At 72.9% G+C, this 24,434-nt stretch carries 11 protein-coding genes and 2 pseudogenes; 3 read left to right on the top strand and 10 right to left on the bottom strand.

Annotation, left to right across the window (positions count from 1 at the left end):
- Positions 1 to 150: 150 nt before the first annotated feature.
- Complete coding sequence (locus ABEA82_RS10285; RefSeq protein ID WP_345661088.1) at positions 151 to 348, bottom strand: hypothetical protein; 198 nt, start codon at positions 346 to 348, stop codon at positions 151 to 153.
- Positions 345 to 623, bottom strand: coding sequence for a hypothetical protein (locus tag ABEA82_RS10280; RefSeq protein ID WP_345661087.1), 279 nt, complete (start codon positions 621 to 623; stop codon positions 345 to 347). Before ABEA82_RS10280 ends, ABEA82_RS10285 begins: the two co-directional genes overlap by 4 nt.
- A 962-nt stretch (positions 624 to 1,585) precedes the next feature.
- Here ABEA82_RS10280 and ABEA82_RS10275 point away from each other — a divergent pair.
- Both ABEA82_RS10275 and ABEA82_RS10270 read left to right on the top strand, forming a co-directional pair.
- A pseudogene (locus ABEA82_RS10275) lies at positions 1,586 to 2,266 on the top strand (AfsR/SARP family transcriptional regulator); the annotation flags it as partial.
- A gap of 114 nt (positions 2,267 to 2,380) precedes the next feature.
- Entirely contained in the window at positions 2,381 to 4,072 is a 1,692-nt protein-coding gene (locus ABEA82_RS10270; RefSeq protein ID WP_345661692.1) for an AAA family ATPase, read from the top strand.
- Here ABEA82_RS10270 and ABEA82_RS10265 read toward each other — a convergent pair.
- The 3 genes from ABEA82_RS10265 to ABEA82_RS10255 all read right to left on the bottom strand — a co-directional run bounded on the left by ABEA82_RS10265 (position 4,049) and on the right by ABEA82_RS10255 (position 8,095).
- Positions 4,049 to 5,236, bottom strand: a complete 1,188-nt coding sequence (locus ABEA82_RS10265; protein ID WP_345661086.1) for a cytochrome P450 — start codon at positions 5,234 to 5,236, stop codon at positions 4,049 to 4,051. The genes ABEA82_RS10270 and ABEA82_RS10265 overlap by 24 nt on opposite strands.
- Before the next feature lie 181 nt (positions 5,237 to 5,417).
- Entirely contained in the window at positions 5,418 to 6,953 is a 1,536-nt protein-coding gene (locus ABEA82_RS10260; protein WP_345661085.1) for a flavin monoamine oxidase family protein, read from the bottom strand.
- A gap of 248 nt (positions 6,954 to 7,201) precedes the next feature.
- Positions 7,202 to 8,095 (bottom strand): NAD(P)-dependent oxidoreductase, encoded by an 894-nt coding sequence (locus ABEA82_RS10255; RefSeq protein ID WP_345661084.1) that lies wholly within the window; start codon positions 8,093 to 8,095, stop codon positions 7,202 to 7,204.
- Between the two features lie 153 nt (positions 8,096 to 8,248).
- On the opposite strand from ABEA82_RS10255, the gene ABEA82_RS10250 reads away from it, so the two are divergent.
- On the top strand, positions 8,249 to 9,268 hold the full coding sequence (locus ABEA82_RS10250; protein ID WP_345661083.1) for a GlxA family transcriptional regulator: 1,020 nt from the start codon (positions 8,249 to 8,251) through the stop codon (positions 9,266 to 9,268).
- Between the two features lie 62 nt (positions 9,269 to 9,330).
- Here the strand turns inward: ABEA82_RS10250 and ABEA82_RS10245 are convergent, their stop codons facing one another.
- The 5 genes and pseudogenes from ABEA82_RS10245 to ABEA82_RS10225 form a co-directional block, all read right to left on the bottom strand.
- On the bottom strand, positions 9,331 to 9,759 hold the full coding sequence (locus ABEA82_RS10245; RefSeq protein ID WP_345661082.1) for a YybH family protein: 429 nt from the start codon (positions 9,757 to 9,759) through the stop codon (positions 9,331 to 9,333).
- 175 nt (positions 9,760 to 9,934) lie between these two features.
- Positions 9,935 to 10,771 (bottom strand): NAD(P)H-binding protein, encoded by an 837-nt coding sequence (locus ABEA82_RS10240; RefSeq protein ID WP_345661081.1) that lies wholly within the window; start codon positions 10,769 to 10,771, stop codon positions 9,935 to 9,937.
- An 84-nt stretch (positions 10,772 to 10,855) separates the two neighbouring features.
- Positions 10,856 to 12,202 carry an NAD(P)/FAD-dependent oxidoreductase gene (locus ABEA82_RS10235; RefSeq protein WP_345661080.1) on the bottom strand — a complete coding sequence of 449 codons (1,347 nt, stop codon included), beginning with the start codon at positions 12,200 to 12,202 and terminating at the stop codon, positions 10,856 to 10,858.
- A gap of 54 nt (positions 12,203 to 12,256) precedes the next feature.
- Positions 12,257 to 18,739, bottom strand: coding sequence for a type I polyketide synthase (locus ABEA82_RS10230; protein WP_345661079.1), 6,483 nt, complete (start codon positions 18,737 to 18,739; stop codon positions 12,257 to 12,259).
- An 84-nt stretch (positions 18,740 to 18,823) separates the two neighbouring features.
- A pseudogene (locus tag ABEA82_RS10225) lies at positions 18,824 to 24,394 on the bottom strand (type I polyketide synthase); the annotation flags it as partial.
- Positions 24,395 to 24,434 lie beyond the last annotated feature (40 nt).

The following is a 24,434-nucleotide window of genomic DNA, read 5'->3' as shown; positions in this document are numbered from 1 at the left end:
GGGTCGTGCGGCACGCGTAGGTCTCGGGTTCGAATCCCGAAGGCGGCTCCATGGGAAACCGCAGGTCAGGGCAATGCGTAGGTCAGAGGTTTCGCCCTCCGGCATGGTGGCGTGCCTATCGCGCCCTGGCTGGCCCGGCATCGCAATGTGTCAGATTTTGATTACACGGATGCCCGGGCCGCACAGCATCAGGAGGTCCTCGGGGTCGGAGGTCAGGACGGTCACGGGGGAGGGCGAGGCGATCGCGGTGGCGGCCACGATCGCGCCGACGGCGTACTTGTGGCCGTCGGGTGTGCGTCGTACGAGTTTGGACAGGCCTTCGCAGTCGAGGACGAGGGTGCCGCTCACGCGGCGTCCGTCGAGCCGGCTGCGTCACCGCGCAGGATGGCCCGCTTGGCCTCGACCGCGGCCTGGTCGACGGCTCCGTGTTCGGCTTCGGCGGCCTCGATGAGTTCGCGCAGCCGGTCGCGCTCCAGCTGTCGCTGGATGAGGGCTTCGACGTAGGCGGACATGCCGCGCTTGCCGGTACGCGCCTTGAGAGCGGCGATGGTGCCTTCGTGGAGGGAGACGGAGACCGGGCGGACGGGGCCTTCGCCGGGAGCGGGGTCGGGGGTGGTGGCCATGAAGCCAGATTCGCGAAACTCTTGTTATTGGGTGGGGTGATTCTGCGACCGTGCGGCTTGGCAGGAGGGCAGGTGGCGGATTGACTCGCGGGGTACTCGGCTGTCACGCCCGAGGCGGAAGGAGGCGGCCTTCCGTCGAGCCGCTGCCGTTGCTGTGTGTGCTGCTCTGCTCGTCGGCGTGAGGCGTGTGTGCGGGAAGGCCGGGCGCGGTGGCGGTGGCGTGGTCGCGCGAGGTGAGGGGGCGTGGTGAAGAAATGCCGGGCGGGATGTGACGTCGGGATGCGACGATGTGGGTGGATGCACGAACCTGTTCGAGAGGTTCCTGAGTGTCTGGTGAGGTGCGGAGGCGCCGCGCCGCGTGCGCTGTGAAGATCCCCCCGGTGCGGAGACCTGGGGCTGGTCGAGGTGAGCCAACAACGGAACGTCTGGTTTAGACGCTTCCCGCGACCGTGGACGTAGCGGCCGTACGGCTCGCCCGGCGGCATGGCCGCCGCCCGGGAAAGGGGCCGGGACCGGCCTGTGGGCGACGCCGAACCGGTCCGGCGGACAGGCGGGTTGGGTGGCGCCGCCGCGCTGCTCCTCGACGGCCCGGAGCTGCTGGAGCTGATCCCGCGAGGGCGCCCCGGTCGGCCCCCGATCGGCCCCCGTCGGCCCCCGATCGGTCCCGGTCGGTGGACCACTACCGACCTGGGTGGCCGGCCTTTATCACCGGCCTCAGTCTGTGCGGAGCCTGTGAGCCGCCTGGATTCGGCCATAAAACGACCCGCTTCCAGAGAAAACTTGACCGGAAGACAAGGCTCGTGGGTCACTTGGAGAAAGGTATTCGTGATCGACTCGGCGGGTCGACTTGCGGACACGGGGGACACGGGGGTGGCACGGTTGACACCTGGGTATGCCTGTGCAAGGGGACCTCGAAGGCGATCGCTTGCAAGAACTTAGTAATCTTGTAATGGGGGAAAGCGATGCGGTTTCGAATGCTGGGCCCATTAGAGGTCGTTTGCAGCGACCACTTGGTCGGACTGGGCGGAACGAGGCAGCGCGCGACACTCGGGTTTCTGTTGTTGAACACCAACCGGGTAGTGGCGAGCAGTCAGTTGATAGAGGCGTTGTGGCCGGTCGGTAAAGCACCCAAGTCGGCCCGGAAAATATTGCAGAACTCCGTGTGGAGGCTACGCAGGGCGCTCTCCCCGGACGAGCGCGACGCCGGGTGTGTGGAGCTGCTGAGCCAGGCCCCGGGCTACATGCTGCGTGTCGCGCCCGACCGGACGGATCTCCACAACTTCCGTGGACTGGTCGAAAAGGGGCGTGCGGAACTGGCGGCGGGATCGCCGGAGAAGGCTTCCCTGCTGCTGCGCGACGCACTGGCCCTTTGGCGGGGACCGGTGTTGGCGGATCTGGTTGAAACAGGAATTGACTGGCCCGAGCTGACTTCCGTCAGGAACGCCCGGCTGGACGCTCTGGAGGACTATTTCGAGGCGGAGTTGGCATGCGGTCACCATCACCGGATCATTGCCGAGTTGGAGAAAACCGTCACTACCGATCCGCTGCGGGAGCGGCTGCTCGGGCAACTCATGCTGGCGCTCTACCGATCGGGGCGGCAGACGGACGCGTTGGATGTTTACCACAGCGCTCGCACCGAAATGGTGGAAAAGCTCGGACTTGAACCGGGCCATGCCCTCAAGGCATTGCAGCAGGCCATTCTCGCCCATGACCGTGCACTGGTCCCGGCAGGCGTTCGGCAGCAGATCGATTTGCTCATGACGGGCGCCCCCCGGGACCGCGCGGAGCCGGCCCTCCAGAGGGTGCCGGACAGTCCGGACGGCGTATCCGCACCGCCGGAGAACCCCGCCGCAGTGGCCGTACCCCGCGAGCGCAGGCTCGACCAGGGCCCGGCCCCCGAGGAGCCGGCCACCCGGCCGCCGACCGTCGAACTGCCGCCGGTGGACACCCCCGTGCTGCGGACCATGGTGGCCGAACGCAAGGACGTCAGCGTCCTCATCGTGCGCGCCCAGCTCAGCACGGAGGACGGCGACAGCGATCCGGAGCGGATCGACGAGGCCGCCGAGAACGCGGCCACGGTCATCCGTGAGGAGGTCGAGTGCCTCGGCGGTACGGTCGCCGCCTCGATCGGCCCGATCTGGCTCGCCCTGTTCGGGGTGCCCCGCACCGGCGAGGACGACGCCGAACGGGCGGTGCACGCGGCGATGACGATCCGCGACCGCCTCGGTGTCGCGGCGTCCCCCGCCGGATCGGCCACGGCCGCCGCGCGCGGGGTCTCCATCCAGGCGGCGGTCGCCACCGGCGAGGCGCTCGTCCGCTACCAGCCCGACCGCGGCGAGGTCCCTCCGTCGGTCAACGGCGCTCTCCTCGACGAGTGCCACACCCTGCTGTCCCTCACCCCCGTCGGCGAGATCCGGGTCTGCGACGACACCCGCCGCGCCACCGAGTTCGCGGTCACCTACCACCGCGGCGACTCCTCGCCCGGCTGGCAGGTCGGAGGCTTCCGTCAGGAGTACGTCGCCCTGCACGCCGTACCCGTGATCGACCGGGAGTACGACCTGGACGTGCTGCGCGGCCTGCTCCAGCGCACCCGGCACCAGGCGACGCCCCATCTGGTGACGGTGCTGGGGGAGCCCGGCATCGGCAAGACCCGGTTCATCATGGAGTTCGAGCGCCGGGTCGCGGCCAACCCGGAGGCCGTACGGCTGCTGGTGGTGCGCAGCCGGCCCGTCATCGGCGAGGAGCCGCTGGAAGTCCTGTACGACCTGGTGGCGTCCTGCTGCGGGATCCTGCGGGGCGACTCGGCCGAGACGGCACGGGCCAAGCTCACCGCCACCGTCGAGCGGCTGGTCGAGTCCGAGGAGGAGCGGCAGTGGATGCGGACGTGTCTGCACCCGCTCCTCGACGCCGAGGTCTGCGCGAGCACCCGGGTCGCGGTCGGCGACGCCCTGGCCGCGGCGCGGCAGCTGCTCGCGGAGATCGCGGGGCGGGGCCCGCTGGTGGTGGTCTTCGAGGACCTGCACTGGGCCGACGACGTCCTGGTGGACTTCGTCGAGGACCTCGCGCCGTCGGTGGGCTCACTGCCGCTGCTGGTGATCGCCACCACCCGGCCGGAGCTGCTCAAACGGCGCCCGGAATGGGGCAGTGGTATCCGGCACGGACTCACCCTCACCCTGGAGCCCATCTCCGACGCGGCCATCGACCGGCTGCTGGAGTTCCTGATGTCCACCACGGCCGGCGGTCTGAACACCTCCGCCGGGGGACTGCTGGAGGCGCTGCTGGAGGGGGCGGGTGACGATCCGGGCGCCCGTCGCGCCCAGTTGCGCCGCATCCTGGCGTCCGGCTCGGCCTCGCTCAGGGACGAGCGGTGCGGCCCCGGCGCGGGCGGTGCGCACACCGCCGCGCCGGACCTGTGCCTGCCGAGGTCAGCCGGACACCCGTATCGGTAGCCGAGTGGGCGAGATCAGCTGCCTGGGGTTCTCGAACTCCAGGGAGCCGGTCTCGTCCACCGCGATGTCCCGGTAACGGTCCATCAGGATGTTCAGGGCGATCTTCGCCTCGAGTCGGGCCAGCGGCGCGCCGAGGCAGAAGTGGATGCCCTGCCCGAACACCAGGTGGCTGGTGGTGCGGTGGATGTCGAACCGGTCGGGGTCGGGGAACCGGGAGCCGTCCCGGTTCGCGGCCCCGATCCACGGCGTCACCAGCGACCCGGCGGCGATCGTGTGACCGCCCAGCTCGGTGTCGGCGGTGGTGATCCGGGCCAGCCTCGGGAACGGCGGCCGCAGCCGCAGCACTTCCTCCAGCGCGCCCGGCAGCAGCGAGCGGTCCGCGCGCACCGCGCGCGCGACCTCCGGGTGCTGGTCGAAGAGGAGGACGGCGTTGCCGATGAGGGCCATCGTGGTGGCGTGCCCGGCGAACATGGTCAGACCGGTCACCCCGACGATCTCACCGTCGTCCAGGTACGTGCCGTCGACCTTGGCGCCCGCGAGCCTGCTGAGCACGTCGTCGGTCGGGTTCTTGCGCAGCCGCCGTACGTGCTCCAGCAGATAGGCGTTCATCTCCCGCACCGCCGGGGCGACTTCGTTCTCCAGCTGCTCCGGGGGGACGGTCGCGGCGTCCACGGTGCCGAGGGCCTCGCCCCACACCCGGAACAGCGGCTCGTCCTCGACCGGCAGGCCCAGCAGTTCCAGGATCACGTTGATGGGCAGGGCGTAGGCCAGTGAGTCGATCAGGTCGAAGCGGTCGGCGCCCTCCACCCCGTCGAGCAGGGCGTTGGTGATCTTCTCGATCCGGGGCGTCAGTCCGGTCACGGCCCGTGCGGTGAACACGGAGCTGATCACCGAGCGGAGCTGACGGTGCCGGGGCGGGTCCGTCGTCACCAGATTGCCCATGTCGAAGAAGTCGAGATCGGGCTGCGGCGGATTGAACGCGCGGGCGGTGTCCGAGGAGAAGGTGGTCGTGTCGGCGAGGATCCGGGAGATGTCGGAGTAACCGAACACCTGCCATCCCTTTTCCGGGTCCCGGTACACCGGCTGGGTGTCGAGCATCGAACGGAACCAGGCGAACAACGACTCCGCCGGATCCTTTGCGAGAGTATCCGAAGTTATGCTCATGGTCCTGACCTTATCCTCGCGTTTCTCGGCCCACGGTGAATTCCGCGGGCATAAAAGGAATGCGTGAGAGATCTGAAACCGACAGCGGACCGAAGTCCGCTGTCGGTGGTACGGCGCCGATGTCCGGAGACCGTCCGTAGACCGTCGGAAGATCAGGGGGAGACCGGGCCGGGAGTGCGGCTCAGAACGCCGACATCGAGCGGTACAGCCGGCGGTCGACCTGCGGGGCCCGCAGGGCCGCCGCGCTCGTCAGGCGCTGGATCTCGGCGGTGGTCAGGAGCTTGCCGCCGGCGACACGGATGCCCGACTCGACGGCGCCGTCCATGTAGCCGCTCCAGCCGTCGGCGATGTCGCCGCCGGCGAACTTGACGCGGCCGTGCGGCTGCTGGATGGCGCGGTGCAGCCGGGTCAGCTGGAACGGCTGACGGAAGGCGCCGACGCCCAGCGCGAACTCGTCCGTGTGCCAGTCGTGGGCGGTGTAGCCGACCAGTTTCGCGTCCGGGAGGATGTCCTTCACCGCCGCCTCGACCTGCTTGGCGTCCCGTACGTCGAAGGTGTCCTTCACACTGAAGGCCACCACCGGCTGGCCCACGTCGAAGCGGCCCATGATGCAGATCGGGTGCCCCTCCGGGGCCTCGGCGACGAAGCGGTCGGCGGGCTGCTTCAGGTCCAGCCAGAGCTTCTTCTCGTGCGGCACGCCGATTCCCGCGGCGGAGGCCGTGCGGTGCGCCTCCGGCAGCCCCGGGGTGAACTTGATCGTCTTCCACACGTTGACCGGTACGGCCATGATGACCTCGGGGGCGACGAACTGCTCCCCGGCGCGGGTGACGACGCGGACCCGGGCGCCGTCCTGCTCGACCGAGGCCACCGGGGAGTTCAGGCGCAGCGTGGGCGCCGCCTCCGCCAGGATGGCCTTGAGCAGGGAGATCGTGCCGTCCTTCGGACGGTAGGTGTTGACGCCGTGGAAGCCGTCGAAGTTCCACCCGGACAGCGCCCACCACTGGGTGAGGTGGGTCAGCGCGCCGCGCTTGCTGGAGCCGCCGTACAGCGAGGTCGTGCTGGTGAGCCGGATCTCTTCCTCAGGGGCGTACTTCAGCTGGTCGAGCCGGTCGCGCAGCGAGAACCCGTCGTGCTTGCGCACCAGGTCCTCGCGGTAGAGCGGCTCGTAGGGGCGCTCGAAGTACTCCCGGTTGCCGTCCTCGAAGAACGGGGTGAACAGCTCCTTCTGGCGGGCGTACGCCTCGGCCGGGTCGTACTCCTGGAACCCGTCGAGGGTGGGCAGGATGCTTCGCTCGACACCCGCGTCGGCGACGATCGGGACCTTGTAGCGGGTCAGCTCCCGCCACACGTACGGCTGGAGCGGGTCGACCCAGGCGCCGCCGCGCTCGATCTGGTGCCCCCGGTAGGTGTCGGTCCAGGTCCGCCCCCCGATGCGGCCCCGCGCCTCCAGCAGGAGGACTCGCTTGCCCTGGGCCTTCAGTTCGCGCGCGGCGGTGACACCGGCGAGGCCGGCGCCGACGACGATGACGTCGAAGTCCTCCTTCAGCTCCGCCGCCGCGGCCGGCCGCGTGACGGCCGCACCCGTGGCGGTGACGAGCGTGGTGGCTCCGGCCGCTTTCAGCAGGGCGCGCCGCGGCAGCCGTGACGCGGTCCGGCCGGAACCGGACGCCGTGTTCTCGTTGGCCGATATCGCGCCGTGCTCGTTGGGTGTACTCACGTTTCTCCTCGATGTGTCGCCGGCATGAATGCCGGGCACTCCCCCGGATCCTCGGACTGTGTCCGGAAAACGCTGCCAAACGTAGTCGAGCAGCGGCGATTTTCGGTCTTCCACGGGTAATTCCGTTTGGCGGACCGCAGGGGGATGGTCGGGGATTGAAATGTGAGAATTGCATGCAGCTGGAATGCAAAAAGCCTCCGGGGCACGGCTGGTGGGCCGTACCCCGGAGGCCGGGTGGAACGCGTCCGTCAGGCGGAGGGCTTGCGGAACTGCTCGATCATTGCCGCGTAGCCGCTGTCGGCGTGGCCGTCGGCCACCGCGCGGTCGGCGAGCGCCTTGAAGAAGCGGGGCAGTTCGGCGCTGATGCCGAGGGTCTCGCTCTCCTCGGCGAGGTGCGCCATCGCGTCCTGGTGGACCGTCATGGTGGCGTCGCCGGCCGGGTACTTGCCCTCGTCGATCTGCGGGGCGTACGTGGTCACGTACTCGGTGATCACGTTGATCATGGTGTTGGCCAGCGGGGCGAAGGTGGTGGCCTTCACCTTGGCGGTGCCCAGCAGGGCGGCGCCCTGGAGGAAGCCGTTGAGGACACCCCACATGATGCCCAGCAGCGACATGTCGTAGAGGGCGGACAGTCCGTGGTCGGTGTCCAGGTAGGTGGTGCCCGCGGCGCCCAGCGCGCTCAGCGTCGCCTCGTGTTCGTCGAAGGCGGCCTTCGGGCCGCTGTACAGCAGGACGGCGGCGTCGGTGGCGATGTCCGGCGGGATCGCCATGATGGCGCCGTCGAGGTAGGTGGTCTCCACGCCCGCCGCCCACTCGGCGGTCTCACGGGCCTGCGTGGAGGTGCCCGTGGTCAGGTTCACCACGACCTTGCCCTTGAGCGAGCCGGCCAGCGGGTCGAGCAGCTCGCGCACGGCGGTGTAGTCCGTGACGCAGACGACGACCAGCGGACTCGCGGCGATCGCGTCCGCGACCGAACCGGCGCGGGTGGCGCCGTCGGAGACGAGCTGATCGGCCTTGGCGGCCGTGCGGTTCCATACGGTGGTGGGGTGCCCCGCCTTGAGGAAAGCAGCGGCTAATGCCTGGCCCATCAGGCCCAGGCCGATGACCGACACCGGAGCTTGGGCTGCGTTGGTGTTCGACATTGCGTACTCCCGTTTCGATTCACACTGTGGTTTGCATGGTTTGCATCTCGGCGATGGCCAACCCGCTGCTCGCAACCCTCGCACCGCGGTGCGGGCGACGGACAGTGGCAGAAGTGCCGACCTTCGCAAAATTCCTGCCGTAGGCTTGGCGGTATGAATCCTGGGTCGGTCGCCATCGCTCTGGTCAATGACACGGACATGCAGGTGTGCGAGATCTACGAGACGGCCATCGCCTACGCGGTCTTCGGCGATCCCCAGCCGGACCTCGCCGACCCCTGGTACGACCTGCGGGTGTGCTCGGTGACCCCGCCCTCCGCCGCCGGCCCGGCACGGGGGTTCTCCGTCCGCACCAGCCACGGCGTCGAGGACCTCGTCACCGCCGACACGGTGATCGTGCCGTCGGTGCCGGACGCCGTCGTCAACCAGGGGGCCTCCCTGCCGGCCGAGTTCGTCGACGCGCTGCGCCGCGCCTACGACGCCGGCGCCCGCGTGGTGTCCCTGTGCACCGGGGCGTTCGCACTCGCGGAGGCCGGTCTCCTGAACGGCCGCCGGGCCGCCGCGCACTGGCTGAACACGGCCGACCTGGCCAAGCGTTACCCCGAGGTGGAGGTCGACGACTCGGTCCTCTACGTGGACGAGGGCCGGGTGCTGACCAGCGCCGGCATGACGGCCGGACTCGACCTGTGCCTGCACATCGTGCGCCACGACCTCGGCGCCCATGTCGCCAATCAGCTCGCCCGCCGGCTGGTGGTCTCCGGGCACCGGCCCGGCGGGCAGAGCCAGTTCGTGGACCTCTCCGTCCCGGTCACCGACGACGACAGCCTCGCCCCCGTCATGGACTGGGCCGCCCGCCACCTCGACCAGCCCCTCACCGTCGACGGCATGGCCAAGCAGGCCGGGATGAGCACCCGGACCTTCTTCCGGCGCCTCCAGGCCGCGACCGGGATGACCCCGCTCAAGTGGCTGCTCAACCAGCGCCTCGCGCACGCGCAGACCCTGCTGGAGACCACCGACCTGCCGATCGAGCGGGTCAGCGAGTTCAGCGGCCTGGGCACGGCGGCCAATCTGCGCCGCCACTTCACCCTCCACGTCGGGGTGACGCCCACGGACTACCGCCATTCCTTCGGCGGAGCCCCGGCCCGCCGCAACGTCCTCGCCGACGGGCGCCGTTGAACCCACGGGGCCGTTGAACCCACGGGGGCCCGGACGCCCATCGCGCCCGGGCCCCGCGGGGGCTACGCTCCGGCGGCCTCCTCGGCGCTGCGGGGGCCGCTGACGCCGTAGGGGTTGTCGATGAGGTAACGCCAGTTGCCGTCCTCGCCGCGCTGGAGGACGTCCACCGCGACACCCTCCAGGTGCTCCGGATTGCCGTCGGCGTCCTTGGTCTCCATCGACCACTCGACGATGAGCATCGCCGTGTCACCGGTCACGAGGGTCTGGAGCACCTTCGCGTCCACGCTCGGGCCGTAGGACATGAACTCCTTGACCCGGTCCCGGCGGGCTTGGCCCGCCAGCGGCACACCCGGGTCCCAGACACCGACGGCGTCCTCGGTGTACATGGAGTTGACGGCGTCCGCGTCACCGGAGTTGAACGCCTCGCCGAACATCTCCTGATGCGTCTCGATGTCTCTCGACAAATACTTGTCGTACTTTCCGCTGGCCATGGATGAGCCGCTCCATTCACTCCCTCGCTGGGGAGTCGGACGAGAGTTGACAGATGGACATCGGGCGGATTGGGCATCGCGCCGCGCATTTCGACTCCGTGAACGCTACTGGCCGCCCGGAACGACCGGGCCTTACCCCGGTAACCGCCCCTGACCAGCGGTGGAGTATCGGCGGTTACTGTTTCGAGACCGCGCTCCAATCCGTCTCGGCCGCGTACTCGCGGAAGTCGCGCGGCTCCCGGCCGAGAGCGCGCCGCACACCGTCGGAGAGATAAGCCGTCCGGCCGTCACGAATGGTGTCGAAGAGCTCGTTCATGAAATCCGCGAAATCCCGTGGGTAGCCTCGCCCGACCAGATGCCGGGCGTATTCCTCGCGGTCCACCACGACCGGGCGGATCTTCCGGCCCGCCGCCTCGGCGATCAGGTCGACGCACTCGCCGAACGTCATCAGCCGCGGCCCCGACAGGACGTACAGCTCGCCCGCGTGCCCCTCCTCGGTGAGCGCGGCCACGGCGACGGCCGCGATGTCCTCGGCGTCGATGAACGGCTCCACGCCCTGACCGTCCGGCAGGATCACCTCGCCGGCGGCGACGTCCGGCGCCAGCAGCCGGTCCTCGCTGAAGTTCTGCGAGAACCAGGTGGGCCGCAGGATCGTCCACTGAGCCCCCGACTCCCGCACCGCCCGCTCGGCGGCGAACCGGTCCTCGTCGTGCGCCCACTGCTCGAGCGTCCGGGCGGACAGGAACACCAGCCGCCCGACGCCCCGCCGGGTGGCGAACGCGGCGAAGTCGGCGAGGAGTTCCGCCGCGTGGGGCCCCTGCTCGTCCACCACGTAGACCGCCTCGACGCCCTCGACGGCCGCCGCCCATGTCTCCTTGTCCCGCCAGTCGAACCGCTGGGGGCCCGAGCGGGACGCCACCCTGGCCGTACGCCCGCGCTCGGCGAGCTGCCGCGCGACGCGGCGGCCCGTCTTGCCTGTACCGCCGAGCACCAGAACGGGAGTGTCGTTCATGTCACCTGCCATCAGAGAGAAGCCGTCACAGAGAAAGCCGTCGGGGAAGTTCGCGAAAGGCCGGGGAAGGCCGGAGGCGAAGGGTCAGCGGGGCTCGGCCGCCAGGGGGGCATCCGGGGACGCCGCGCGGACGGCCGCCTGGATCTCCGGGGCGACGAGCGCTTCCGGCGGGTCGACCAGGAAGACCACACGGGCGTACGCGGTCAGCAGCGAGTGGTCGCGGGTGGCCGCCTCCAGGAGCTGTCCGACGTACGACTGCTCCTGGTGCCACTCCTCGGTGCGCTCGCCCTCGACGCCCGGGAAGGCGAGATCGGCGCCGGTCGTCATCGACCACACCGCGTCCACCGCCCCCTCCGCGAGCTCGGCGAAGTACTCCTCGGCACGCGGCACGCCCGGCCGGGACACATGGTCGCGGAGCACCATGGCACCGAGGGCGGCGACCGTCATGCCCTGCCCGTACACCGGGTTGAAGCTGCACACCGCGTCGCCGAGGACGAGCAGCCCGACCGGGAACGAGGTCATCAGCTCGTAGCGGCGGCGCAGGTTCGCCGGGAAGCGGTACGCCACCGGGTCGCCCAGCGGCTCGTGGTCCTTCACGGTGTCGTAGATGTCCGTCCCCGACAGTGACTTCAGGAACGCGAGGAACCCTTCCGAGCCGTGGGGCGGGTAGTCGCCGAGGAAGCCGTACGCCGTCACCACCGTGCGGCCGCCCTCGATGCGGGCGCAGATCGCGCCGCGCCCGGTCTCCGGCGTGGCCACCACGTCGATGGAGATGTCGTCGCCCATCGACTCGGGCGGCAGCCGGAAGTACTGCGTGGCGTAACCGACCCCGATCCGCTGCTCGACCTCCTCCACCTCCGGGAACCCCAGCTCCGCCAGCCACGCCGGGGTGCGCGAGCGCCGCCCGGTGGCGTCCACCACCAGGTCCGCGGCCAGCTCGCGCGACCGGCCGTCCTCCACCACCGACACCCCGGCCACCGTCCGCCGGTCGTCCGACGTCAGCAGCCCGGTGATGTCGTGCCGGTGCAGGAACGACACGTTCGGCAACGCCCGCACCCGGGCCCGTACCCGCTGCTCCAGGTGCGGCCGGCTCATCGACAGCAGCAGCATGTCCGAGTGGGGCTGCGGCATCCGCCGCCCCTCCATGACCCAGCGCACGTTCCCGGTGACGTCACCGGTCACCGCGCCGGTGGAGACCAGCTCGTCGGTGATGCCGGGCAGCAGCTCCTCGATGATGTGCCGGCCACGCGCCAGCAGGGCGTGGACGTGGTTGCCCTGCGGCACGCCCTTGCGCGGCAGGTCGTCGTCCCTCAGCTCGTCCCGGTCCACCACGACGACCTCGTCGTAGGCGTCCGCCAGCACACACGCCGCCAGCAGCCCGGCCATGCTCGCGCCCAGCACGATCGCGCGGCTCCGCTCAGCTGTCCCCACGGTTGTCGCTCCTCACTGTGTAGAAATCCGAAGCCGCGCGAAGGGGGGCGCGGCTCATGCGCCGACCGCCGGCACCAGGTGGGCGCCGGCCTTCGGGAAGTAACCGGCGCGCTCGAAGAACCCCACGTACTTCTCGAACAGTTCGCGCCCGATCTCCGGGCACTCGACGCCGGTGCCGGCCAGCGCTCGCTCCGTCTCCGACACGTCCAGCGGCGGGTAGGTCGCGCGGCCGTCGCCCGCCATGAGGGCCTCGAAGGCGTCCAGCAGCGGCACGAGCGCGTTGTCGCGGTCGGCCCGGACCCGCTCCCGCCAGCTGTCCCAGTCCAGGACCGGCAACGCGTAGCCGTAGGACCGGAGATGGCCGACGAAGTCGGCGAAGGCCTGGTCCTGCTCGTTGAACAGGTGGAACGTGCCGCCCGCGGCCTCCTCCCGCGTCGCGAGGGTGGTGATCGTCGCGCTGACGTAGTCCACCGGCACCATGTGGAAGGACCCGGCGAGCCGGTCCGGCACCGCGCCCGCCTGGAGCAGGCCCTTCAGGCTCAGCCAGACGAAGTCCTTCGTCTGGCAGGCACCGGCCCGCTGGTCGCCGCAGACCACGTCCACCCGGTACACCGAGACCGGCAGCCCGCGCTCCCGCGCGATCCCGATGACCTGCTCGGCGACCCACTTGCTCTGCAGATACCCGTTCCACAGCTCCTCGGCGGGGCCGGTCGGGTCGGTCACCTTCGCCGGGACGCCCTCGGCGCCGGGCGCCGGCGCCGGGAAGACACCGCTCGTCGAGACGTGGTGCACGGGCACGGTGCGATGCCGGGCGGCCAGCCGCAGGACCTCCCGCGTCCCGTCCACGTTGGACCGCCGCAGCTCGGTGTACGGCCGCAGCCAGCTCACCGTGGCGCCCGCGTGGTAGACGACGTCGACGAAGCGCGCCAGATCGTCGAACCGCTCCTCCGTCAGCCCCAGCCGGGGCGCGGAGAGGTCGCCGACGACCACCGAGATCCGGTCCGCGTCCACCTCGTCGAGGACGCCGTACCACTCCAGGTTCGCCCGCAGCCGCTGTTCGGCTTCGGCCCGGTCGGCGCCACGCACCAGGCAGTGCACACGGGCCCGCGTCGAGCGCATCAGGTCGCGCAGGAGGAACGCCCCGAGGAATCCGGTGGCGCCGGTCAGCAGGATCTCGCGGGGGTCGACGCAGACCCGGCTGATCTCGTCGGCCGGCCGCACGTCGTCGTCGAGCCGCACCTCCGCGGCGAAGTCCACGACGGCGGTGGCGGGAGCCGCTTCGGGGGCGCCCGTGAGCAGTTCGGCGCACAGGTGCCGCGTCAGCGCGGCCGGGGTGGGGTGCTCGAAGACCACGGAGGCGGAGAGGCGGAGTCCCGTCGCGGCGCCGAGCCGGTTGCGCAGTTCCACCGAGATCAGCGAGTCGAAGCCGAGCTCGGAGAAGAGCCGGTCGGCGCCGATCCCGGACGCGTCGCGATGGCCGAGCACCAGGGCGACCTCGCCGCGCACGAACTCCGCCACGACCTCGCGCTGCCGCTCCCTCGGCAGCCCGTCGAGGCGCTGCGCCAGCGACCGCGTGCCCGCGGCGTCGTCCCGGGCGGACGGGCGGGCCGGTGTCCGCGCCAGACCGGCGAGCACGACCGGGACCTGGGCGGGGCGGGCGCGCAGGGCGGCCACGTCGAGCGGTGTGGCCACGAGCGCCGGCCGGCCCAGCCGCAGCGCGGTGTCGAGGAGCCCCGGGCCGTGCTCCTCGGTCACCGGCAGCAGACCGGTGCGGGCGATCCGCTTCAGGTCGGCCTCGCTGAGGGCGCCGCCCATGCCGCCCGCCGCGTCCCAGAGGCCCCACGCCAGCGAGGTCGCGGGCAGACCGCTCGCGGCACGGTGCTCGGCGAGCGCGTCGAGGAAGGTGTTCGCGGCGGCGTAGTTGGCCTGGCCGGGACCGCCCACGAGACCCGCCACCGACGAGAACAGCACGAACGCCGACAGATCGTGGCCGCGCGTCAGCTCGTGCAGGTTCCACGCCGCGTCCACCTTGGGGCGCAGCACGGCCGCCAGCCGTTCGGGGGTCAGATCCGGGATCAGGCCGTCATCGTTCACCCCGGCCGTGTGCACGACCCCGGTGAGCGGGTGCTCCGCCGGGACGGTCGCGAGGAGGGCGCCGAGGGCCTCCCGGTCCGCCAGGTCGCACGCCGTGATCATCACCTTGGCGCCCAGCTCGGCCAGCTCGTCGGCGAGTTCGTCCGCACCGGGGGCGGCCGGCCCGCTGCGGCTGACCAGCAGCAGCCGGGAGACCCCGTGCTCCCGGACGAGGTGCCGCGCGAAGAGGGCGCCCAGCGCGCCCGTACCGCCGGTGATCAGGACCGTGCCGTCGCGCCGCCAGGGCGTGGGCGCCGGCTCGTCGTCGGCCGGTGCCAGGCGGGTCACACGCGGGACCAGCACCGTGCCGCCGCGCACCGCGACCTGGGGTTCGCCGGAGGCGACGATCGAGGGCAGGGCCTTGGCCGACGCCGGGTCGTCGTCCAGGTCGACCAGCACGATCCGGCCGGGCATCTCCGACTGGGCCGAGCGCAGCAGACCCCACACCGGGGCGGCGGCCAGGTCGGACACCCCGGCCCACCGGCCGGCACCCCGGCCGGTGGCGACCGCGCCCCGGGTCACCACGACCAGCGGGGTGTCGGCGGACCGCTCGTCCGACGGCCACGACTGGACGAGAGCCAGTGCCCGCCGGGTCGCCTCCCGCGCCCGCGCCGCCTCGTCGCCGCCCGGCGCGAACACGAACGGGGCGAGCAGCGCGTCGAACGGGGCCGGCGAGTCCAGGGCCGCGTCCACATCGGCGAACCTGCGGACGTCCTCGAACCCGAGGTCCCCGCTGCCCGTTTCCAGCACGGCCAGCGCGGCGCAGTCCCGGCCCTGGGGAACGACCGGGTTCCAGGCGACCCGGAACAGCGAGTCCAGCGGCCGCGACCGGGCCACGGCGACCTCGGCCGCGTCGGCCGGGCGGGTCACGGCCGAGGCGACCGACGCGACCGGCCGCCCGGCCGGGTCGGCGAGCCGTACCGCCCAGCTGCCCTCGGCCCCGGGAGTCAGCCGCACCCGCAGCGCGCCGGCGCCGACCGCGTGCAGCCGGGCCCCGCGCAGCTCCGCGACGACCCCACCCTGCCCGGCCGCGCGCAGCGTGCCGTGCAGGGCGGCCTCCAGCAGCGCCGGGTGCAGCCCGTACCCGGTGACGTCGGTGTCCTCGTCCAGTGCCACCTCGGCGAACAGCTCCCCGTCGCGGTGCCAGACCGCCGAGACACCCGGGTACGCCGCCCGCTGCCCGCCGGCCACGTCCAGGGCCTGTGCGCCCGCCGGCGGCCACGCCCCCAGCTCGAACGGGGATTCCCGGCCGGCGGGGCTCAGGGTCCCCGAGGCGGCGACGGTCCACGCCGGGTGGTCCTCGTCGGCGCCCGTGTGGACGCTGAAGGCGCGGGTGCCCGTGGCGTCCGGCGCGCCGACCGTCAACTGGACACGGACCCGGGAGCGTTCGGGGAGGACGATCGGGCGGCGTACGGTCAGCTCGTCCACGATCGTGCAGCCGACCTCGTCGGCCGCGCGGACCACCACGTCCAGCAGCGCGGAGACGGGCAGCACGACCTCGCCGTGCCGGGTGTGCCCGGCGAGCCAGGGGGCCGAACGGGCCGTGAGCCGGGCCGTGAGGACCAGTTCGTCACGGCCGGCGATCTCGACCGCCGCGTCCACGAGCGGATGACCGGCCGCGCCGCCGGAGCGCCCGGACGCCTCGGTGGGGCCGGACTCCAGCCAGTACCGCTTGCGCTGGAACGCGTAGCTCGGCAGGTCCACCCGCTTCCGGGGCCCGGCCGGGGCGAAGAAGGCCGGCCAGTCCACCGTCACGCCCGCGCTCCACAGCCGCCCGAGCGCCGCCACCGCGGCCATGGGCTCGGACAGACCGGACCGTACGGCGGCCACGGCGGTCACGGCACCGACGCCGGACACACAGTCGTCGACCATCGCCGTGAGCACCCCGGCCGGGCCCAGCTCCAGGGTGGTGGTCACCTGCCCCTCGGCGAGGGTGCGGACCGCGTCCACGAAGCGGACCGGCTGCCGTACCTGCTGGATCCAGTAGTCGGGCGAACGCAGTTCCGCCTCGGTGGCGACGCGGCCGGTGACCGTGGACACCAGGGGGATCTCCGGGGCGTTCAGCGACACGCCCCGCACGACCCGGCCGAACTCCTCCAGCATCGGCTCCATCAGGGGGGAGTGGAACGCGTGGCTGACCACCAGCCGCTTGGTCGCGCGGCCCCAGGAGCGGACCGTGGACGTGATCCCGGCGACCGCTTCCTCGTCGCCCGACACCACCGTGGACGACGGGCCGTTGAGCGCCGCGACGCCCACGCGCCCGCCGGCCCCGGCGAGGAGCGGCTCGACCTCGTCGGCCGTGGCCTGAAGCGCCACCATCGCCCCGCCCCTCGGCAGGGCCTGCATCAGCCGGCCCCGGGCGGCCACCACGGCCGCCGCGTCCGCGAGGCTGAGGACACCCGCCACATGCGCGGCGGCCAGCTCGCCGATCGAGTGCCCGGCGAGCAGATCGGGCCGTACGCCCCAGGACGCGAACAGCCGGAACAGCGCCACCTCGACGGCGAACAGGGCGGGCTGCGCGTACCCCGTCTCGTCGAGCCGGTCGCCCGACGCGATCACCTCGCGCAGCGGCCGGTCCAGCAGCGGGTCGAGGTGCGCGCACACCTCGTCGAAGGCAGCCCCGAACGCCGGGAACGCGGCGTGCAGTTCGAGGCCCATCGCGGCTCGCTGGGCGCCCTGCCCCGTGAACAGGAAACCCAGTTTGCCCGTGCCGGCCGCGCCGCGCGGCAGGGCCGGAGCCACCGCGTCCGGCGTGAACGCGCGCAGCGCGGCGAGGAGTTCGGCGCGATCGGCGCCCACCACGACGGCCCGGTGCTCCAGCCCGGCCCGCGCGGTGGCCAGTGCGTGCGCCACGTCCTCGGCCGGCACCTCAGGGTGCCGCTCGACGAACTCGGCCAGCCGCTCAGCCTGCGCCCGCACGGCACCGGCCGTCCGCGCGGACAGCGTCCAGGGGATGGCGGGCAGAGGGACCGGGGGATCGGGGAGCCCGGCGTCCGGCGCGGTGTCCGCCGGTGCCTCCGTCGGCTCGGGGGCCTGCTCGATGATCACGTGGGCGTTGGTGCCGCTCACCCCGAACGCGGAGACGGCGGCGCGGCGCGGGCGGCCCGTCCGCGGCCAGGGGCGCTCCTCGGTCAGCAGTTCCACCGCGCCGTCGGACCAGTCGACCAGCGGTGTCGGCCGGTCGACGTGCAGGGTCCTGGGCAGCACCCCGTGCCGTATCGCCTGGACCATCTTGATGACGCCGCCCACCCCGGCCGCGGCGACCGCGTGCCCGATGTTGGACTTCAGCGACCCCAGGTACAGCGGGCGCTCCGCCGGGTGGGCGGTGCCGTACGTGCCCAGCAGCGCCTGAGCCTCGATGGGGTCGCCCAGCCGGGTGCCGGTGCCGTGCGCCTCGACCGCGTCCACGTCGGCCGCGTCCAGCCGCCCCTCGGCGAGCGCCCGGCGGATGACCCGCTCCTGGGAGGGGCCGCTGGGCGCGGTGAGGCCGTTGGAGGCGCCGTCCTGGTTGACGGCGGTGGCCCGCAGCACGGCCAGGACGCGATGCCCGTTGCGTACGGCGTCGGAGAGCCGTTCCACGAGGAGCAGTCCCACGCCCTCCGACCAGCTGGTCCCGTCGGCGGCGGCCGCGAACGACTTGCACCGGCCGTCGGCGGCGAGGCCCCGCTGCCTGGAGAAGTCGACGAACCCGCCCGGCGTACCACTGATCGTCACCCCGCCCGCCAGGGCGAGCGCCGACTCCCCGCTGCGCACGGACTGCGCCGCGAGATGCAGCGCGACCAGCGACGACGAGCACGCCGTGTCCACCGTGACGGCGGGCCCCTCGAACCCGAAGGAGTACGAGACCCGGCCGGAGACCACACTGCTGAGCTTGCCGGTCATCAGATAGCCCTCGAACTCCTCGGGCCCCTCCAGACCGAGGTAGGTCTGGTCCACCGCGCCGACGAAGACCCCCACGTTGGACGTCGTCAGCCCCGTCGGGTCGATGCCGGCCTGCTCGAAGGTCTCCCAGGCGGTCTCCAGCAGCACCCGCTGCTGCGGGTCCATCGACAGCGCCTCACGCGGCGAGATCCCGAAGAACGCGGCGTCGAAGTCGGCCGCGCCGTCCAGGAACCCGCCCTCGCGGGTGTACGACGTGCCGGGCGTGTCCGGGTCGGCGTCGTACAGCCCCTCCAGGTCCCAGCCCCGGTCGGAAGGGAACTCCGAGACGGCGTCCCGGCCCTCACGGACCAGTCGCCACAGATCGTCGGCCGAGGCCACCCCGCCGGGGTAGCGGCAGGCCATGCCGACGATCGCGACCGGCTCCAGCCGTCCGGACTCCAGCTCGGCGATGCGGCTGCGTGCCTTCCGCAGGTCGGCCGTGACCCATTTCAGGTAGTCGGCCAGCTTCTTCTCATCCGCCATGGGGCAACTCACATCTTCTCGGGGACGGCAGTGACAGCGGTGCGGGACACCGGGGCGTGCGGGACGTCGCGTGCGCGCGGGACATCAGCTGCCCGCGCGGCCGAGCTCGTTGTCGATGAAGTCGAGGAGCTCGTCGGTCGAGGCCGACTCCAGCGGGTCCGTAGGGCCGGCGTCGCCGGGCGTGCCGCCCCAGGCGTCCATCCAGCGCGACAGGATCGTCTGCAACCGGACGGTGACGGCGGCGCGTTCGTCCGCGTCGGCGGCGCCGGCGTTCTCGGTGTCGCCGGCCGTCGAGAGGATCTCCTCCAGCTTGTCGAGCTCGGCGAGGAGCGGGGAACGCTCGGTGGGCTCCGGCCCGGACCCGAGCCCGGCGAGCAGGAACGCGGTGAGGGCCGCGGGGGTCGGATGGTCGAACACCACGGTCGCCGGCAGCCGGACGCCGCTGACAGCGCCCAGCCGGTTGCGCAGCTGCACGGCGGTGAGCGAGTCGAAGCCCAACTCCTGGAAGGGACGTTGTGCCTCGACGGCGGCCGGGTCGCGGAAGCCCAGGACGACGGCCACCTCGCCGCGCACCAGGTCCAGCACGAACTCCTGCCGCTCGCCCGCGTCCATCCCGGCGAGCCGCTCCGCGAGGGGCGTACCCCCCTCGGCGCCTGCCCGCTCCGGGCGGCGGTCGGCCGTCGGCACCAGGGCTCGCAGCAGCGGCGGAACCGGACCACCGGAGGCCCGCACGGCCGCGAGGTCGAACGGTACGGCCGTGAGCGCCGGGTGCCGTGTCGTCAACGACGCGTCGAACAGCGCCAGCCCCTCCGCCGTGCTCGTCGGCACGAAGCCGTCCCGGGCGAAACGGGACCGGTCGGCCGGGGTCAGCCCCGCGTTGATCCCGCCCTCGACCTCCCACAGCCCCCACGCCGGCGAGCTCGCCGGCAGGCCCTCGGCGCGGCGCCGCTCGGCCAGCGCGTCCAGGAAGGCCCCGGCCGCCGCGTAGTTGGCCTGGCCCGGACCGCCGAACACGCCCACGACCGAGGAGAACAGCACGAACGCCGCCAGCTCGTCCTCATGGGTCAGCTCGTGCAGATGCCACGCGGCGTCCGCCTTCGGGCCCAGCACCGCGTCCAGCTGATCGGACGTCAGCGCCGGGAGCAGATCGTTGTCCAGGACCCCGGCCGCGTGCACGACCCCGGTCAGAGCCTGCTCGGCCGGTATCTCGGAGAGCAGCGCCTTGAGCGCGTCACGGTCGGCGACATCGCACGCGGCGATCCGGACCTCGGCTCCGAGCCCGGTGAGTTCGGCACGCAACTCCTGGGCCCCCGGCGCCTTTTCGCCCCGGCGGGAGGCCAGCAGCAGCCGCCGGACGCCGTGCTCGACGACGAGATGCCGGGCCACCGCGGCGCCGAGCGCCCCGGTGCCGCCGGTGACGAGGACCGTGCCGTCCGGTCGCCAGCGGGGGGCCGTGCCGTCGCCCGTGTCGGCCCGGGCGACCCGGTGCAGCCGGGGCACCAGGAGCCGGCCGTCGCGTACGGCGGCCTGCGGTTCGTCCGTGGCGAGCAGGGCGGCCAGGAGCGCCGGGGGGACGGGCGCGGCGTCCGCGCCCGTGCCGGGGGCGTCCACGAGGACGATCCGGCCCGGGGTCTCCGACTGCGCCGAGCGCACCAGGCCGCCGACCGCCGCCGCGTCGAGGTGCGGCACCTCGCCGGGGGCGGCGGCCACCATGCCCTTGGTGACCAGCACCAGCCGGGTCGCGGCCAGCCGCTCGTCGGCCAGCCAGGCCTGAAGCAGGGCCAGCGCCCTCCCGGTCGCCGAGTGCACACCGTCCACGACCTCGGTGTCGTTGCCGGCCGACGGGAGAGGGGCGAGGAGGGCGTCTACGGCCGTACCGGACTCGATCGCACGTCCGAGGGCGGCGAGGTCCTCGTAGTAGGGGACGCCGGACTCGCCGTCGTACGCCCGGTGCGCCGCGTACGACGTACCGGGCTCCTCGTCCGGCAGGCGCCCGAGGGCCGCCCAGGCGACCGGCCGGTCCGGTCGGCGGGGGGTGAGCGGCGTCCAGGTGACGTGGTGCAGGGCCCGCAGCGGGCCGGGGCCGCCGATGAGTTCGGACGGCTCGGGGGAGCGCCGGACGACGGAGTCGACGGTGGCGACGGGCGCCCCGTCCGGACCGGTCAGCACGACCGACACGGCTCCTTCCTCCGCCGCGGCCTCCCCGGCCGGGGCGAGCCGGGCCCGTACGGCCGTGGCGCCGGTGGCGTGCAGCCGCACCCCGCGCCAGCGGACCGCGAACGGCTCGCCCCCGTCCACCGCGAGTGCGGCCTCCAGCAGCGCCGGGTGCAGGACGTGACGGCCGGCGTCGGCGGCGTGCTCCTCCGGGAGCCGCACCTCGACGCCGTCCGTGCTCTCCGCGAGGCCGGCGGCCGTGCCGTCCTCGGCGCGCAGGGCCCCGGAGGCCAGCTCCACCCACTCCCCGGTGCCGGGGTCGGGCAGGGCGTGCACGGTGACGGGGCGCCGGCCGGAGTCGTCCGGTGCGCCGACCCGCACCTGGAGCGGGATCTCGGCCCTGTCGGGGACGGCGAGCGGGGCCCGGACGGCCAGTTCGTCCACCACCGGGCAGGCCACCTCGGCGCCCGCCCGGGCGACCGCGTCGACCAGGGCCGCCGACGGCAGTACGACGGTGCCGGACACGGTGTGCCCGGACAGCCACGGCTGGGCGGCCGCCGCGACCCGGCCGGTGAACAGCACCTCATCGGCGCCGGCCACCGTGACCGCCGTGCCCAGCAGGGGGTGGTCCGAGGGGCCGGGGCCCGCCGCGTAGGCGGGCGCCGACTGCTCCAGCCAGTACCGCTCGCGCTGGAACGGGTACGTCGGCAGCTCGACGGGGCGCACCGGCAGGTCCTCGAACACCACCGTCCAGTCCACCGGGACCCCGGCCACGAATGCCTCGCCCAGCGCGGTCAGCACCCGGTCGGGCCCGCCCTGGTCACGGCGGAGCGAGCCGACGCCGACGACGGCCGTGCCGACGGTGTCGGCGGTCTCCTCGATGCTGTGCAGCAGCACCGGGTGCGGGCTGCACTCGACGAAGACACCGTGGCCGCCGTCCAGCAGGGTCCGCGTGGTCGGCTCGAACAGCACGCTCTGCCGCAGGTTGGTGTACCAGTACGTGGCGTCCAGGCCGGTGGTGTCGAACAGGCCGCCGGTGACGGTGGAGTAGAACGGCACCTCGCAGGGGCGGGCCTCGATGCCCGCCAGGTCGGCCAGCAGCCGTTCACGGATCGACTCGACGTGCGCGCAGTGCGAGGCGTAGTCCACCGGGAGGCGCTTGGCACGGCCGCCGTCGGCCACGACCGTCTCGCGCAGCTCGTCGAGGGCGTCGGCGTCACCGGAGAGCACCACGGACGCGGCGCCGTTGACGGCGGCCACGGCGACCCGGCCGCCGTAGCCGCCGATCAGTTCGCGCACGCGGGGTTCGGGCAGCGCGACCGACATCATGCCGCCCCGGCCGGAGAGGTCCTCGGCGATGGCGCGGGCCCGCAGGGCGACGACCCGGGCGCCGTCGGCCAGGGACAGCGCGCCGGCCACGCACGCGGCGGCGATCTCCCCCTGGGAGTGGCCGATCACGGCGGCGGGTCGTACCCCGTGGGCGCGCCACACCGCCGCGAGCGACACCATGATCGCCCACAGCGTCGGCTGGACCACGTCCACCCGCTCCAGCGGCTGCCCGGCCCGTACGGTCTCGATCAGATCCCAGTCGGTGACCGGTGCCAGCGCCGCCCCGCAGTCGGCCATGGCTGCCGCGAACGCCGGTGAGGAGTCCAGCAGTTCGGCCGCCATGCCGGCCCACTGGGACCCCTGACCGGGAAACACGAACGCCACCCGCGACGCCCCCGCACGACCACCGCGCACCACGTTCGGAGCCCCGCCACCCTCGGCGAGCGCGGCCAGCCCGGCGGTCAGTGCGTCGAGATCGGCACCGACGACCACGGCCCGGTCGTCCAGCGCGGCCCGCGTGGTGACCAGGGCGTGGGCGATGTCGGCGACAGGGGCGGGGCCGTCGCCGGCGCCCCGGGCGGTCTCGCCGACGGCCAGGAGGTCGAGCAACTGCCGGGCCCGCGCGGCGAGGGCGCGCTCGCCCTTGCCGGACAGGACCAGCGGCAGGGGGCGGCCGGGCCAGGCGGAGGACTCGCCTTGGGCGGGATGCCGCGGAGCCCGCGCGGGCCCGCCCTCGCCCTTTCCGGCGGTGGCCCCGACGCCGGCCCCGATGTCGGGCCCGACGTCGGCCCCCTCACCGTCCTCCGTCGTCGTGTCCTCCGTCGCCTCCTCCACGATGACGTGGGCGTTCGTGCCGCTGAAGCCGAACGACGAGACGGCGGCGCGGCGGGGTCGTCCGGTCTCCGGCCAGGTGCGCGGTTCGGTGAGGAGGGCGAGCGCGCCCGTGTCCCAGTCGATGTGCGGGGAGGGCTCCTCGGCGTGCAGGGTCTTCGGGAGGACTCCGTGGCGGATCGCCTCGACCATCTTGATGATGCCGCCGACGCCGGCCGCGGCCTGCGCGTGCCCGATGTTGGACTTGAGCGAGCCCAGCCACAGCGGCCGGTCGGCGGGCCGCTCCGTGCCGTACGTGGCGAGCAGGGCCCGCGCCTCGATCGGGTCGCCGAGCGTCGTCCCCGTGCCGTGCGCCTCGACCGCGTCGACGTCGGCCGGCGACAGCCCCGCACTCGTGAGCGCCTGACGGATCACCCGTTCCTGCGCGGGGCCGTTGGGCGCGGTGAGCCCGTTGCTGGCGCCGTCCTGGTTGATCGCCGAACCCCGGATCACCGCCAGCACGGGATGTCCCTCGCGCCGTGCGTCGGACAGCCGGGCGAGCAGCAGCAGACCGACGCCCTCGGCCCAGCCGGTGCCGTCGGCGGACGCGGCGAAGGACCGGCACCGCCCGTCGGGCGACAGTCCGCGCAGCCGGGAGAACTCCACGAACGACGTGGGCGTGGACATCACCGTCACCCCGCCCGCCAGCGCGAGATCGGCCTCCCCCCGGCGCAGTGCCGTCGCCGCCAGATGCAGGGCGACCAGCGAGGACGAGCACGCGGTGTCGACCGTGACCGCGGGGCCCTCCAGGCCGAAGGTGTAGGCGAGCCGGCCCGAGGCGACACTGCCCGCGCTGCCGCCGTAGAGGTAGCCCTCGAACTCCTCCGCCGGCAGATGGGGCCGCGAGCCGTAGTCGTTGTACATCGCCCCGACGAACACCCCGGTACGGCTGCCCCGCACCGCATCCGGCACGATCCGCGCCCGCTCGAACGCCTCCCACGCGGTCTCCAGGAGCAGCCGCTGCTGGGGGTCGGTGGCCAGCGCCTCACGGGGCGACATCCCGAAGAACTCCGGATCGAACAGGTCCGCGTCGTGCAGGAAACCGCCGTACCGGGTGTACGACTTGCCGACCGCGTCCGGGTCGGGGTCGTGGAGGTCGTCGACGTCCCAGCCGCGGCCCTCGGGGAAGGCCGACACCGCGTCGACGCCGTCGGCGACGACCTGCCACAGGTGCTCCGGGGACCGCACGCCGCCGGGGTAGCGGCACGCCATCCCGATGATCGCGATCGGCTCCTGCGCCCGCTCCTCCACCTCACGCAGCCGCTTGCGGCTCGCGCGGGCGTCGGCGACCGCACGCTTGAGGTACTGGCGGAGTTGGTTCTCGTCGGTCGTCACGTCGTCT

The sequence above is a fragment of the Streptomyces venetus genome (assembly GCF_039540295.1).
Classification (GTDB): Bacteria; Actinomycetota; Actinomycetes; order Streptomycetales; family Streptomycetaceae; genus Streptomyces; species Streptomyces venetus.
The sequence above is the reverse complement of the archived record's forward strand: the minus strand, read 5'-3'. Positions and strand labels throughout refer to the sequence as shown.

Bases quoted from the DNA above. Each gene is read 5' to 3' on its own strand.
- ABEA82_RS10280 (WP_345661087.1), bottom strand. From the start codon at position 623: ATGGCCACCACCCCCGACCCCGCTCCCGGCGAAGGCCCCGTCCGCCCG.
- ABEA82_RS10270 (WP_345661692.1), top strand. From the start codon at position 2,381: ATGACGGGCGCCCCCCGGGACCGCGCGGAGCCGGCCCTCCAGAGGGTG.
- ABEA82_RS10265 (WP_345661086.1), bottom strand. From the start codon at position 5,236: ATGAGCATAACTTCGGATACTCTCGCAAAGGATCCGGCGGAGTCGTTG.
- ABEA82_RS10255 (WP_345661084.1), bottom strand. From the start codon at position 8,095: ATGTCGAACACCAACGCAGCCCAAGCTCCGGTGTCGGTCATCGGCCTG.
- ABEA82_RS10250 (WP_345661083.1), top strand. From the start codon at position 8,249: ATGAATCCTGGGTCGGTCGCCATCGCTCTGGTCAATGACACGGACATG.
- ABEA82_RS10245 (WP_345661082.1), bottom strand. From the start codon at position 9,759: ATGGCCAGCGGAAAGTACGACAAGTATTTGTCGAGAGACATCGAGACG.
- ABEA82_RS10240 (WP_345661081.1), bottom strand. From the start codon at position 10,771: ATGAACGACACTCCCGTTCTGGTGCTCGGCGGTACAGGCAAGACGGGC.
- ABEA82_RS10230 (WP_345661079.1), bottom strand. From the start codon at position 18,739: ATGGCGGATGAGAAGAAGCTGGCCGACTACCTGAAATGGGTCACGGCC.